The sequence below is a fragment of the Streptomyces sp. NPDC058231 genome (assembly GCF_042882275.1).
Classification (GTDB): domain Bacteria; phylum Actinomycetota; class Actinomycetes; order Streptomycetales; family Streptomycetaceae; genus Streptomyces.
This window is the reverse complement of record NZ_JBHVWN010000114.1, coordinates 1-12,722: the sequence shown is the minus strand read 5'-3', so window position 1 is coordinate 12,722 and position 12,722 is coordinate 1. Positions and strand designations below refer to the sequence as shown.

The 12,722-nt window shown below is 70.0% G+C and carries 15 protein-coding genes and 1 pseudogene; 6 read left to right on the top strand and 10 right to left on the bottom strand.

The annotated features are described in order from the left end of the window. Positions 1-112 precede the first annotated feature (112 nt). The 4 genes from ACFVXE_RS37480 to ACFVXE_RS37465 all read right to left on the bottom strand — a co-directional run bounded on the left by ACFVXE_RS37480 (position 113) and on the right by ACFVXE_RS37465 (position 3,499). Positions 113-685, bottom strand: coding sequence for a Clp protease N-terminal domain-containing protein (locus ACFVXE_RS37480; protein WP_389678120.1), 573 nt, complete (start codon positions 683-685; stop codon positions 113-115). Further along, positions 685-894: a sigma factor-like helix-turn-helix DNA-binding protein gene (locus ACFVXE_RS37475; RefSeq protein ID WP_014154112.1), complete on the bottom strand. Its 210-nt coding sequence runs from the start codon at positions 892-894 to the stop codon at positions 685-687. The genes ACFVXE_RS37480 and ACFVXE_RS37475 overlap by 1 nt, the downstream gene beginning before the upstream one ends. Before the next feature lie 229 nt (positions 895-1,123). Then, entirely contained in the window at positions 1,124-2,089 is a 966-nt protein-coding gene (locus ACFVXE_RS37470) for a zinc-binding dehydrogenase (protein WP_389678118.1), read from the bottom strand. A gap of 186 nt (positions 2,090-2,275) precedes the next feature. After that, positions 2,276-3,499, bottom strand: a complete 1,224-nt coding sequence (locus ACFVXE_RS37465) for an NADP-dependent malic enzyme (protein WP_389678116.1) — start codon at positions 3,497-3,499, stop codon at positions 2,276-2,278. Positions 3,500-4,022: 523 nt separating this feature from the next. On the opposite strand from ACFVXE_RS37465, the gene ACFVXE_RS37460 reads away from it, so the two are divergent. Genes ACFVXE_RS37460 through ACFVXE_RS37450 form a run of 3 tightly spaced genes read left to right on the top strand, consistent with a single transcriptional unit; the run spans position 4,023 to position 6,732 of the window. Next, a complete protein-coding gene (locus tag ACFVXE_RS37460; RefSeq protein WP_389678114.1) occupies positions 4,023-4,982 on the top strand; it encodes an ABC transporter substrate-binding protein in 960 nt (319 codons plus the stop codon). Positions 4,983-5,011: 29 nt separating this feature from the next. Beyond that, complete coding sequence (locus tag ACFVXE_RS37455; protein WP_389678112.1) at positions 5,012-5,974, top strand: amino acid ABC transporter permease; 963 nt, start codon at positions 5,012-5,014, stop codon at positions 5,972-5,974. Beyond that, entirely contained in the window at positions 5,971-6,732 is a 762-nt protein-coding gene (locus ACFVXE_RS37450; protein WP_389678110.1) for an amino acid ABC transporter ATP-binding protein, read from the top strand. The genes ACFVXE_RS37455 and ACFVXE_RS37450 overlap by 4 nt, the downstream gene beginning before the upstream one ends. Positions 6,733-6,818: 86 nt before the next feature. Here the strand turns inward: ACFVXE_RS37450 and ACFVXE_RS37445 are convergent, their stop codons facing one another. From ACFVXE_RS37445 to ACFVXE_RS37435, 3 genes are all read right to left on the bottom strand, one after another. Further along, positions 6,819-7,589: a hypothetical protein gene (locus ACFVXE_RS37445; protein WP_389678109.1), complete on the bottom strand. Its 771-nt coding sequence runs from the start codon at positions 7,587-7,589 to the stop codon at positions 6,819-6,821. Beyond that, positions 7,586-8,074 carry a SigE family RNA polymerase sigma factor gene (locus tag ACFVXE_RS37440; protein ID WP_389678107.1) on the bottom strand — a complete coding sequence of 163 codons (489 nt, stop codon included), beginning with the start codon at positions 8,072-8,074 and terminating at the stop codon, positions 7,586-7,588. Before ACFVXE_RS37440 ends, ACFVXE_RS37445 begins: the two co-directional genes overlap by 4 nt. 156 nt (positions 8,075-8,230) lie before the next feature. Beyond that, positions 8,231-8,992 (bottom strand): class I SAM-dependent methyltransferase, encoded by a 762-nt coding sequence (locus ACFVXE_RS37435; RefSeq protein WP_389678105.1) that lies wholly within the window; start codon positions 8,990-8,992, stop codon positions 8,231-8,233. Positions 8,993-9,086: 94 nt separating this feature from the next. Between ACFVXE_RS37435 and ACFVXE_RS37430 the strand changes: the two genes are divergently transcribed. Next, the gene (locus ACFVXE_RS37430) at positions 9,087-9,716 is read left to right on the top strand and encodes a CGNR zinc finger domain-containing protein (protein ID WP_389678103.1); all 630 of its coding nucleotides are present in this window, start codon (positions 9,087-9,089) and stop codon (positions 9,714-9,716) included. Here the strand turns inward: ACFVXE_RS37430 and sodX are convergent. After that, a complete protein-coding gene (sodX, locus tag ACFVXE_RS37425) occupies positions 9,620-10,066 on the bottom strand; it encodes a nickel-type superoxide dismutase maturation protease (protein ID WP_389678101.1) in 447 nt (148 codons plus the stop codon). The genes ACFVXE_RS37430 and sodX overlap by 97 nt on opposite strands. Before the next feature lie 174 nt (positions 10,067-10,240). Here sodX and sodN point away from each other — a divergent pair, with 174 nt between their 5' ends. Then, positions 10,241-10,636: a superoxide dismutase, Ni gene (gene sodN, locus ACFVXE_RS37420; RefSeq protein WP_266981604.1), complete on the top strand. Its 396-nt coding sequence runs from the start codon at positions 10,241-10,243 to the stop codon at positions 10,634-10,636. 205 nt (positions 10,637-10,841) lie between these two features. On the opposite strand, the gene ACFVXE_RS37415 is transcribed toward sodN, so the two are convergent. Both ACFVXE_RS37415 and ACFVXE_RS37410 read right to left on the bottom strand, forming a co-directional pair. After that, positions 10,842-11,648: a hypothetical protein gene (locus ACFVXE_RS37415; protein ID WP_389678099.1), complete on the bottom strand. Its 807-nt coding sequence runs from the start codon at positions 11,646-11,648 to the stop codon at positions 10,842-10,844. Further along, positions 11,645-12,184, bottom strand: coding sequence for a SigE family RNA polymerase sigma factor (locus ACFVXE_RS37410; RefSeq protein ID WP_389678097.1), 540 nt, complete (start codon positions 12,182-12,184; stop codon positions 11,645-11,647). The genes ACFVXE_RS37415 and ACFVXE_RS37410 overlap by 4 nt, the downstream gene beginning before the upstream one ends. Positions 12,185-12,398: 214 nt before the next feature. On the opposite strand from ACFVXE_RS37410, the pseudogene ACFVXE_RS37405 reads away from it, so the two are divergent. Next, positions 12,399-12,671, top strand: a pseudogene (locus ACFVXE_RS37405) (N-acetyltransferase); the annotation flags it as partial. Positions 12,672-12,722 lie beyond the last annotated feature (51 nt).

Here is a 12,722-nt window from a genome sequence, read left to right as displayed (position 1 = left end):
TGCATCGCAAGGCGGAGCATCGCCCGCGTACTGGATGTACTCGGGTGATGCGACAACGCGGCGAGGTGCCGTGCCGGGCGGCGCGAGCCGGTGAATCTTTCCGGTCACAGCACTAGCCCGCCTTCGCCTGCCCGTCGGCTTCCTCCCCGTACAGCGCACGCGTCACGGTCCCGTGCGTGGCGCCGTGCTCCGTCAGCACGTCGGCGACCACTCCGGGTGTGACGGTGAACGCCAGCAGCAGGTGTTCGTCGCCGATGAAGCGGTCGCCCCGGCCCACCGCGATCCGCAGGGACTTCTCCAGAATCGTCTTCGCACCCCGGGTGAGGGGCGGCCGGCCCGCCCGCCACCGGCGATCCTTCCGCTCGCCCGACAGCACCCCCTCGCCGTGCGCTCCCTCGACGCGGGCGACGATCTCGGTCACGTCGATGCCGATACCGGCGAGTGCGTCCGTATCGGCCTTGGTCAGGCCGCCCCTGCGGCGGGCCTCGGCGAGGGACGCCTCCACCGAGGCGCGGCGGTCGGTGAGGCCGAGGGCGGCGACGGCGAAGGAGGCGCGGCTGCCCTGCTGGTCCAGCAGGGCGAGCAGCATGTGCTCCTCGCTGATGGAATCGGCACCGGTCTCCTTGGCACGGTCCACGGCTCCGGCCACGACGGCGCGCGCGCCGCCGGTGAATCGTTCGAACATCAATGCCTCCCGTACTTCTTGTGCACGGCCTGTCGACTGACACCCAGTTCGGCGGCGATCTCCTGCCACGACCAGCCCTGGACGCGGGCGCTTCTGACTTGTACGGCTTCGAGCTGCTCCAGCAGCCGCCGCAGCGCGGCGACGGCACGCAACCCGACCCTGGGGTCACGGTCACCGGCACGCGCGGCCAGATCCGTTGCTTCGGTCATGATGTCAACTTACGTTGACATGCGGCGCCCGTCAACCATGGTTGACACGGCGTCGCGTCGACGGTGCCGTCCGCCGGAGCGTGGTCCCCGACCGGCGCCCGGCACGCAAAGGCGGCGGGAGCCGCAGCCCCCGCCGCCGGACGGACGAAGTGACGACCACCGCGGACACGCCGGGCACCCACCCGGCACGGATTCCCGTCAGCAGTCCTGACGCACCCTCACATCTGTTTCAGGGTGCGGTGAGCACGATCTTTCCGAACTGATCGCCCGCTGCCAGCCGCTCGAACCCCTCGCGTGCCCGGTCCAGCGGCAGCACCTCGTCGATGACGGGCCGCACACCGGTCGTCGCGCAGAACGCCAGCAGGTCCTCCAGCTCGTCCTTGGACCCCATCGTCGAACCGACGACCTTCAGCTCCAGGAAGAAGATCCGGGTCAGCTCGGCGTGCGAGGGCCGGTCGCCGCTGGTCGCGCCGGAGATCACCAGGGTGCCGCCGGGGCGGAGCGACTTCACCGAGTGGGACCAGGTCGCGGCGCCGACGGTCTCGATGACGGCGTCGACCCGCTGCGGCAGCCGGGCACCCGGCTCGTACGCCTCGATCGCCCCGAGCTCACAGGCCCGCTTCCGCTTGGCCTCGTCCCTGCTGGTGGCGAAGATCCGCAGCCCGGCGGCCTTGCCGAGGACGATCGCCGCGGTCGCGACGCCGCCTCCGGCGCCCTGGACGAGGACGGAGTCACCGGGGCGCACCCCGGCATTGGTGAAGAGCATCCGGTACGCGGTGAGCCAGGCGGTCGGCAGGCAGGCGGCCTGCTCGAAGGTGAGCTCCTTCGGCTTGGGCAGCACGTTCCAGCTGGGGACGGTGACCTGCTCGGCGAAGGTGCCCTGGTAGCGCTCGGTGAGGATGGAGCGGGGCTCGTCCGGTCCGACCCCGTGTCCGGTCTGGCCGATCACCGAGTGCAGGACGACCTCGTTGCCGTCCTGGTCGGTCCCGGCGGCGTCACAGCCGAGGATCATCGGCAGTCGGTCCTCCGAGAGGCCGACGCCACGGAGCGACCAGAGGTCGTGATGGTTGAGGGAGGCGGCCCGGACGTTGACCGTGGTCCAACCGGGACGGGCCTCGGGGGCGGGGCGTTCGCCCAGCTCAAGGCCCTTGAGAGGGTGGTCGCGGTCGATGCGGGATGCGTAGGCGGCGAACATGGGCCCGAGACTAGGGGCGGTGCCCGGCGCGGCGGAACCGGCCGGGGGTGTGACGTGGCCCGCGTGGTCGCACGGAGTCGGTGGTGCCGCCCCGCCAGGCACCGGCAGGGGGCGGCCGCCGGTGCCGGGCGGGGCGGGGCGCGGAACAGGCCGCGCGGGGCCGTCCCGCACCCCGCCCCGTCCGCGTCAGCGTCGCGCCACGCCCTCCGCGCGGGCCGCAGCGGCGACCGCAGCGGTCACCGCGGGGGCGACCCGCTCGTCGAACGGCGACGGGATCACGTAGTCCGCAGCCAGCTCGTCACCCACCACGTCGGCCAGCGCGTTCGCCGCGGCGATCTTCATGCCCTCGGTGATCCGGGATGCCCGCACCTGCAGCGCCCCCGCGAAGATGCCGGGGAAGGCGAGCACGTTGTTGATCTGGTTCGGGTAGTCCGACCGGCCCGTGGCCACGACCGCCGCGTACTTGTGCGCGATGTCGGGGTGGACCTCCGGGTCCGGGTTCGCCATGGCGAAGACGAACGCACCGGGCGCCATCGACGCGACCGCCGCCTCCGGCACCGTGCCGCCGGAGACGCCGATGAAGACGTCCGCGCCGACCAGGGCGGTCTCCAGCGGACCGGAGATGCCCGCCTTGTTGGTGATCCCGGCGAGCTCGCGCTTGACGTCCGTGAGGTCCTCACGGTCCCGGCTGACGATCCCCTTGCGGTCGGCCACCGCGACGTCGCCGAGCCCCGCCTCCAGCAGGAACTTGGCGATGGCCACGCCGGCCGCGCCGGCGCCGGAGATGACGGCGCGCAGGTCGCCGAGGGTCCGGCCGGACAGCTTCGCCGCGTTGCGCAGGGCCGCCAGCGTCACCACCGCGGTGCCGTGCTGATCGTCGTGGAAGACCGGAATGTCGAGCCGCTCCTGGAGCCTGCGCTCGATCTCGAAGCAGCGCGGCGCCGAGATGTCCTCCAGATTCACTCCGCCGAAGGACGGCGCGAGACGGACGACCGTCTCCACGATCTCGTCCGCGTCGGTGGTCGCGAGCGCGATCGGCACCGCGTCGACGCCGCCGAACTGCTTGAAGAGGATCGCCTTGCCCTCCATCACCGGGAGGGACGCCTCGGGACCGATGTCGCCGAGACCGAGCACCGCGGTGCCGTCCGTCACGACGGCGACCACCTGCGACTTCCAGGTGTAGTCGTGGACCAGCTCGGGATTCTCGGCGATGGCGCTGCACACCTTGGCGACGCCCGGCGTGTACGCGAGGGACAGGTCGTCCTTGTCACGCAGGGGAACGGTGGCCTGCACAGCCATCTTCCCGCCGCGGTGGAGTGCGAACGCCGCGTCGAACGGCGCGTCGGCGGCGCTGCCGCCGCTGTTGTCGGTACTGCTGTCGCTGCGAGGATTGACGATCTCCGCTGCCATCGTATTGACCCCTTAGGTCTTCATCAGTTGAGGGTGGCCACTCCTGGTTGAGGAGGGGTGGGCGGGCACCGCGTACGTGCCCCGCTCCGGCGGTTGGCCCGCCCCGGCAGGGTGAGGTACGTACGCGCGGGCGCGCCGCACACGCGCCCTGGGCCCCGGATGAGGGGTGTAAAGGTCTTTTTTACCGGACGGACCGCATCACGGACGAGTCCGAATCGACGCGGTGACATGCCTCATAGTCGAATATCTGGACAAGTCCACCAAGCCGTCAAAAGTCGGTCCAGCAGTCGAGACACACCGAAGATTCTCCGGCCGGAAGAAGGCAACCCCATAGAAGGTCCGGCCTTGATGTACCGGCCCGTTGGGGTTCGGGGATCGCCCGTTATCCGATTTTGACATGGCTGGCCCCCTGATTGGGCTAGTCCGAATGGCAAGATGCCCTAATCACACGGGGCGACGACATTCGAAGATGCGTGTCAGCGCGCCTGGCAACTTCCCCTTCATCTGCCGGAGGAACCCGATCATGACCGCAAGCACCACACGTCGTACGGCCGCAAAGTCCCGGATTGCAGCGGTCGGCGCCATCGCGGTCGCCGGCACCCTGCTGCTGACCGCCTGCGGCGACCAGACCGACAGCGGCGGCAGCAGCACCGACACGAACGCGAAGAAGAACACCGCGCCGCTCTTCAGCAAGCTGCCCAAGGACATCCAGGACGCGGGCGTCATCAAGGTCGGCACCAACGCCGAGTACGCCCCGATGGAGTCCGAGGCCGACGGCAAGATCGTCGGTGTCGACCCCGACATCGCCGCCGCCCTCGGCAAGCAGCTCGGAGTGAAGTTCACGTTCACCTCGGGTTCCTTCGAGGGCCTGATCACCGCCCTGAACTCGGGTCGCTACAACGTCGCGATGTCGTCGATCACCGACAACAAGCAGCGCCAGGAAGGCCTGGACGAAAAGGGCAAGAAGCTCGGCGAGGGCGTCGACTTCGTCGACTACTTCACCGCCGGCACCGCCGTGTACGTGCAGAAGGGCAACCCGAAGGGCGTCAAGTCCATCGAGGACCTGTGCGGCAGGACCGCCGCCGTGCAGAAGGGCACCACGTACGAGAAGGCCCTGAACACCCAGTCCACGAAGTGCAAGGACGAGGGCAAGAAGGCCATCACCGTCGAGGCCTTCGAGAACGACACCGAGGCCCAGACCCGCGTGAAGTCCGGCGGCGCGGTGGCCGGGGTCAACGACTACCCGGTCGCCATCGACCTGGTCCGCAAGGCGGACAACGGCCAGGCGTTCGAGATCGTCGGTGAGCAGTACGACGCGGGCCCCTTCGGGATCGCGGTCAGCAAGAAGAACACCCAGCTGCGGGACGCCCTGAAGGAAGCCGTCGACGCCATCATCAAGGACGGCTCGTACCAGAAGGTGCTCGCGAAGTGGGGCGCGGAGACCGGCGCGATCGACGCGGCCGCCATCAACGGCGGCAAGTGAGCCAGGCGCACCACTGAAGGGCAGTCGCTGTGACTGAGAAGTTCGAAAAGGTGCCCACCGGCACCACGCCGGGCGGGAGTGCGGTCTCCAAGGGGTCCGCGCTTCCCGCCGGGGCGATCAAGGCAATTCCCGTCCGGCACTACGGGCGCTGGCTCAGCGGCGTGATCGTCGTCGCGCTGCTGGTGGCGCTGGTGTACGCGTTCGCGCAGGGCAACGTCCAGTGGCACGCGGTGTCGGACAAGCTCTTCGACGACACCGTCGTGCAGGGCGCGGGACGCACCCTGCTGATCACCGTGCTCGCCATGGTGCTGGGTGTGGTCCTCGGTGTGATCCTGGCCGTCATGCGGATGTCCAAGAATCCGGTGACCAGCGGCGTCGCCTGGCTGTACATCTGGTTCTTCCGCGGCACGCCGGTCTACGTGCAGCTGCTGCTGTGGTTCAACCTGGCGCTGATCTTCCCCATCCTGAACATCCCGTTCATCTACAAGAACGAGATGACGGACGTCATGACGCCGTTCATGTGTGCCCTGCTGGGGCTCGGCCTGAACGAGGCGGCGTACATGTCGGAGATCTGCCGCGCGGGCATCCAGTCGGTCGACGAGGGCCAGACCGAGGCCTCGCACGCGCTCGGCATGACCCAGGCCAGGACGATGCGCCGGGTGGTGCTCCCGCAGGCGCTGCGCGTGATCATCCCGCCGACCGGCAACGAGTTCATCAACATGCTGAAGACCTCGTCGCTGACGGTCGCGGTGACCTATCCGGAACTGCTCCGCGCCACGTCCAGCATCGGATCGACCTCGTACGCGGTCATGGAGATGCTCTTCGTCGCATCGATCTGGTACATCGCGATGACCAGCGTGTTCAGCGTCGGGCAGTTCTACCTGGAGCGCCGTTACGCCCGGGGCACGAGCCGCAGCCTGGCTCCCACTCCTTGGCAGAAGGTCAGGGCGAACCTGGCCTCGATCAGCAACCGCACGGGGGTGACCTCATGACCGCGATGGTGAAGGCCGAGGGCGTCCACAAGTCCTTCGGCGCCGCACACATCCTCAAGGGCATCGACCTGGAGGTCGCGCCGCGGGAGGTCTTCTGTCTGATCGGCCCGTCCGGTTCGGGCAAGTCGACGTTCCTGCGGTGCATCAACCACCTGGAGAAGATCAACTCCGGCCGGCTGTACGTCGACGGCGATCTGGTGGGCTACCGCCAGAAGGGCGACAAGCTCTACGAGCTCAAGGACCGCGAGGTCGCCCTGAAGCGCCGGGACATCGGCATGGTCTTCCAGCGTTTCAACCTCTTCCCGCACCTGACGGCCATCGAGAACGTCATGGAGGCTCCGGTGCAGGTCAAGGGCGAGGCGAAGGCCGTCGCCCGAGCCCGCGCGGAACAGTTGCTGGACCGGGTCGGCCTGGCCGACAAGGGACAGAACTACCCGTCGCAGCTCTCCGGCGGCCAGCAGCAGCGGGTGGCCATCGCCCGCGCCCTGGCCATGGAGCCGAAGCTGATGCTCTTCGACGAGCCGACGTCGGCGCTCGACCCGGAACTGGTCGGCGACGTCCTGGACGTCATGCGCGGACTCGCGGAGGACGGCATGACGATGATCGTCGTGACCCATGAGATGGGCTTCGCCCGCGAGGTGGGCGATGCGCTGGTCTTCATGGACGACGGCGTGGTGGTCGAGTCGGGCCACCCGCGCGACGTACTGACGAACCCGCAGCACGACCGGACGAAGTCGTTCCTGTCGAAGGTGCTGTAACGGCACGCGAATGACACGAGGGCGGTACGGCCTCCGGTCCGTACCGCCCTCTCCCGTATGCCCGCAGCGCTGCTTCCCGGGCCGGACTACCCCTTCGGCTGCAGCTCCTGGCTCAGCATCAGGGTGCGCAGCTGGGCGCGCGTGACCGGGGTGTTCTTGAGCAGCGGCCCCAGCGCGGAGTCGGCCCGGAAACCGGTGCTGTCCCGTACGGCCAGCGTCCCGCCGTCCTTCCTGACGAGCCGGCCGACGAGTTCGAAGCCCCACTTCGGCGTGCCGTCGTAGTTCATCGCGTCGCTCCAGATGGTCAGCACCCGGCCGCCCGGCAGTACCTCACGAACGCAGTCGGCCGGACGCGGCCCGGTGGCCGGCTTGCAGATGTTGTCGACGGGGTCGGCTCCGCCGGACTTCTTGCGGATCTGCTCACCGCTCCTGAAGTCGACGGTGAGGTAGCCGACGCCCCCGTCCCTGCGGACGGCGTACTGCCCGTCCAGCGGCCCCAGCGGGTGCTCCTCGGCCTGCGCCGCGGTCGCCCCCTTGATGATCATGGCGAGTGAGACCTGCTCCACGGCGCCCACGTCCCCCGGCAGCAGCTCGACGAGCTGCTTCGCCCGGCCGCTGTTGCCGGTCCGCTCGGGGGGCGCCGCCACCGAGGACCGCTCCTGGCGCTGTTTCGACTGTGCGGCCAGGCCGGGCACCGCGACCGCGCCGGCCGTGATCACGGCGAACGCGGCCGCCGCGACCGTGGCCCGGCGCCGCCACCGCACTCTGGCGGCCCTCGCGTACACCCCTTCGGTGCTGATGACCGGCTGTCCCGCCTGCTCGGCGGCCCGCCCCAGCAGCTCCCTGACGTCGTTCATACCAATTCCTCCGCCATCTCGGCGCGCAGCGCCGCCAGCCCGCGAGCCGTGTGGCTCTTGACCGTGTTCTCCCGCATCCCGAGCATCTCGGCCGTGGCCTCGACGCTCAGGTCCTCCCAGTAGCGCAGTACCAGCACGGCCCGCTGTTTCGCCGTGAGCCGGGCGAGCGCGGCCCGTACGGCGAGTCCGGTGTCCGTGTCGGGCGAAGTGCCCGCCCGGTCGGGCACTTCGCCGTACGCCTGCTCGCGGCGCCAGAACCGGCGGCGTGCGGCGATGAAGGTGTTGACCAGCGTCTTGCGCGCGTACGCCTCGATGTTGTCCAGCCGCCCGTGCCGCCGTCCGCCGAGCACGACCTTGACGAGGGTCGACTGGACCAGGTCCTCGGCCTCGTGCCGGTCGCCGCAGAGCAGATACGCGCTGCGGAACAACGCCGTGCGTCTGCTCTCCACGAAGAGATGCAGTGAAGCGTCGTCAGCGATCCCCATCGTCAGCGCCCCTTCCCTGGCCCGCGGGTGCGGACCGTCCCACCCTTCCAGTGCGCCGGAACGCGCGGCGGGTTGCAGTGCATGCGAGAGAAAGAAGCGGGGCGGTACGGACCGGAGTCCGTACCGCCCCGCGGGCGCGTTCCGCCGCAGCTCCGGCTACTTCACCGCAAGCACCAGGGAGTCCGAGGGTGAGGCCCAGACGGACCGCGCCTCACCGAAGCCCGCGGCGCGCAGGGTGTCGGCGTGCCACCGCGCGGACGGCATGTCGCCGTCGGCGTGCTCCCCGTAGATCTCGTAGCGTTCGGCGGTCGGTCCGGCGAGGACCGGGTCCTGCGCGGCGAGCGCCCACCATTCCGCCCAGTCGAGGGCGCCCGCGGCCCTGGCACGGTCCATCCCGGCATGCCGGTGAGCGCGTTCGGCCGCGTTGATGCGTGGGGTCCCGGTGTCGATCATGTGGTCGGCGTTCATGAACACCCCACCGTCCCGGACGAGTCCGGCAAGCTGCCCGTAGAGCGCGGTGAGCGGTTCACTGCGCAGCCAGTGCAGGGCGGTCGCGGTCAGGACGACGTCGTACGTCTCGTACGGCAACTGCCCGGTCCAGGCGGGGTCCTTGAGGTCGGCCGTGACGAAGGTGACCCGCCCGTCACCGGCGAAGGTTCCGCGGGCGATGGCGAGCAGCGCCGGGTCGAGGTCGACACCGGTACTGGTGGCCTCCGGGAACCGCTTGAGCAGCCGGTCCGTAATACTTCCCGTACCGCACGCGAGATCGAGCACTCTCGGACGCGGCCCCACAAAGGCCTCGACCATGTCCAGCATCACCCGGAAGCGTTCCTCGCGGTCGGGCATGTACCACTCCTGCTGCCGGTCCCAGCTCTGCTGCCAGGCCTGCCAGTCAGTGCCCGTCGATGTCTCCGTCACCCGAACCCCTCCATAACGTAATACCCTCGAAGCAGAATCGACCGTTACATCGGTCCCCGGCCCAGACCCTAGACCGATGCAGTAAGGACTACAAGTGGAACTGGCCTATTACTCGGACTACGCAGTGCGCCTGGTCAACACCGAGGAGCCGGCCCGCAGCAAGGACGTCCTCACCTCCGTCGAGACGATCCGCGACCTGTTCGGCACCAACGCGCAGGCCGCGCGGCGTGCCACCGACGCGGACGTGACCCGTTTCCGTTCGGTGCGGGCACGGCTGCGCGCGGTCTTCGAGGCGGCCGACGGGGGCGACGAGACGCTCGCCGTCGACCTGCTGAACTCGCTGCTGCTGGAGTTCCCGGTCAGCCCGCAGATCTCCGGTCACGACACCCGGGACGCGGACGGCAAACCGGACTGGCACATGCACCTGGCCGACCATCCGTCGAACGTCACCGCCGGATACGCCGCCATCGCGGCCATGGGTCTCGCCTTCCACCTCACGTCGTACGGAGTGGACCGGCTCGGGCTGTGCGAGGCGCCGCCCTGCCGCAACGCCTACCTCGACACCTCGACCAACCGGTCCCGCCGCTACTGCTCGGACCGCTGCGCGACCCGCGCCAACGTGGCCGCCTACCGGGCCCGCAAACGTCTGGAGACGGAGCGGGCGGCCGAGACCGGCCGCAGCGCGGTCGCCGCCCAGCCCAGCAGTCCGAGGACCGAACGCTGATCCTTGCCCAGCGGCCGGTAGCGGGCCCGGACCCGGGCCAGCACCAGTTCCTCGGGCACCGTCCCGTAGTCCGTGCTGTCCCCGCCGGCGAACGTGTTGTCGGCCAACACCCACCAGCCACCCCCGCGGCGCTCGGCGGCCCGCTTGACGATCAGCAGGTCCTGCTGGAACGGATGGCGCAGAATCACCACGTCACCGGGGCGCACCGGCGCCCCGTACTGCACGAGCAGCCAGTCCCCGTGGTGGAGCGTGGGCACCATCGACGGGCCAGTCACCTCCACCACCTGGAACGGCACACGCCCCGCAAGTCCCCGTGCGGGCTCCTGCGCCAACTCCGGCACCTCCGGCATCTCCGGCACCTCCCCGGTCCGTTCGGTACACCGTCCCTTATACCGTCCCGCACTTCGGCGGCCGGATCCCTCACCCCGGACTTTTGGCCTAAGCCCATGGGGGCACCCACGAAAACGCGTCCCTCACGGAGTAATGTCCCACCTGAGAAGACGATCACGAGGAAGGACAGCTCAATGCTTTCCCGCCTGTTTGCCCCCAAGGTGAAGGTCAGCGCCCACTGCGACCTGCCCTGCGGCGTGTACGACCCGGCCCAGGCCCGCATCGAGGCGGAGTCCGTCAAGGCCGTCCAGGAGAAGTACCAGGCCAACGAGGACCCGCACTTCCGGGCCCGCGCGGTGGTCATCAAGGAGCAGCGCGCCGAGCTCGCCAAGCACCACATCTCGGTGCTGTGGAGCGACTACTTCAAGCCCCCGCACTTCGAGAAGTACCCGGAGCTGCACCAGCTGGTCAACGACGCCCTGAAGGCGCTGTCGGCGGCGAAGGCCTCCACGGACCCGGCCACGGGCCAGAAGGCGCTGGACTACATCGCCGAGATCGACAAGATCTTCTGGGAGACCAAGAAGGCCTGATCTCCGGCCGGGCGGCCGGACCTGCGCTTCCGCGGGCCGCGTCGCCCACCTCTCCGCACCCGGTCCGCAGGCCGCCGAGCACGGCGGCCGTGACGGACCGGGTGCGGTCTTCTTCACCGGGCGTGGGCCCGGGGCGGACGGGCTGTCCGCCGCGAACGGGGTGCCCGCCTCTACGGCGCGGGTGCCCGGGCCAGCTGACGCAGCGTCAGTAGATTCCCTCGGCCGACTTGAAGGTGCGCCCCTGCGGCACCTCCGCCACGAACCACCGCGAGGCGGAACCCCGGACCGTGTGCAGCATCGGCTTCCGGCCGGAGCCGGGCTCCACGCCCTGCGGCGCCACGGACACCTCCGTGGTCGTACCGTCGTCCCAGGTACAGACGACGCGCTCGGTATCGGGCGACGCCCGGCCGATCACCAGCCGGCCGGAGCCGCGCGGGCCGAGCGACGCAAGCCCCGTCCGCAGGCTCCTGTGCAGGTCCTTGCCGGCCTCGACCGGGGCGTCGAGGGCGAACGAGTCCCGGCCGTCGACGTCGAGACGGACGAAGTACCACCCCTTCCCGATCAGCCCCCGGCCCTCGTACCCGGCCCGTGAGGTGTCCAGATACTCGGTGTCGTTCATCGCCGTCCACAGGCTCGACGCCTCCGCCGCGTCCTTCGGCGCCGCCCACACATCGACGGTCACCCGCCACTGCTTGCCGCCCGTGCGCCCCGCCGCCAGCGTGGTCCGCTGCGGCACCGCGGCCGGCGGCGTGACCGGGGCCGGCGATCCCTGCGCCACCTGGTTCCGGCCCTCTCCGCCTCCCATGGCCCCGGTCAGCGCCAGGGTCGTCCCTGTCGAGCCGACGATCACCAGGGCCGTCGCTGCCGCGACGGCCAGTCGCCGTGCCCTCCGGCGCCGGCCACCCGACACGATCGCCCGGCAGGGTGCCGGTCGTACCTCCACCCCACCCGCTGCGTCCGCGAGGAGGAGGGCGACCTCCCGGTGCGTCACGTCCTTCTCCGCGTCCGTCACTTCCGTCCGCCGTTCGTCATCATGTCCACCAGTCCCGGTATGGCACGGAGTTTCGCGATCCCCTTGGCCGCGTTGCTCTTCACCGCGCCGACGGAACAGCCCATGGCGTGGGCCGTCTGCGTCTCGCTCAGGTCCTCCCAGTAGCGCAGGACCACCGCCTCCCGCTGGCGCGGAGGCAACAGGCCGAGCGCCGTCAGCAGACCGGAGCGGTCGTCGGCCTGCGCCATGCGGTCGCCGCGCTCCGGCAACTCGTGCGCCAGGCCCGTGTCGTCGCGCGGTGCCAGGAATTCCTTCAGCTTCCTGCGGTGCCTGCGGGCATGCGTGTTGATCATCACCCGCCGCACATAGGCATCCGGATCCTCGGCCACTGCGACCTTGCGCCAGGCCACGTAGATCCGTTCCAAGGACGACTGCACCAGGTCCTCGGCTGCGTACTGCTCCCCCGTCAGGAGAAAAGCCGTCCGCACCAGTCGCGGCCAGCGACCGACGACGAAGCCCTGGAAATCCAGGTCCGTCGCTTGCTCTCGCTCCCCCATGGACAACCTCCTTTCCCAACAGAGTCCACGGAGGTTCCGATCCGTTGCCTCCCCTGCCCGGCGGCATGGCCGACCGGTGCGGCCGGCCGTCCGCACCCGTCCCCCTCGCGGCGGGCGGCGTCGAGCGGAGCACCCCACCCAGCGCCGCATCCGCACGGCCTCCGTCCGGCGCGTCGATCCGGATGTGCGCGGACGCCCGTCCGGCTGACGTCCGAAGATCGCGGCCCACACATCCTTCTCCTACGCGCTGTTCGACGACGCGGGCACGGCGTTCCGGCTGCGTCTACATCGATCCGCCGGAGAAGGCCGGCGCCGACGCCGAGACCTGCTGGTGGTCATGGACGACAAGGTGGGCTCCGCGCCGGAGCAGGCGCTGGACGCGTTCGTCCCGCAGTGGATCGCCCGGGCGTGGCTGTTCCGGCAACCGCGTCACCTGGGTCGGGACATCTCCTGGCAGCACTGGACGGCGCTGCCCGGCAGTGCCTGACAGCGACGGCGGTACGGAGAGAGGGAGTTGCCGGGCGGGCCGCCCGGCAAC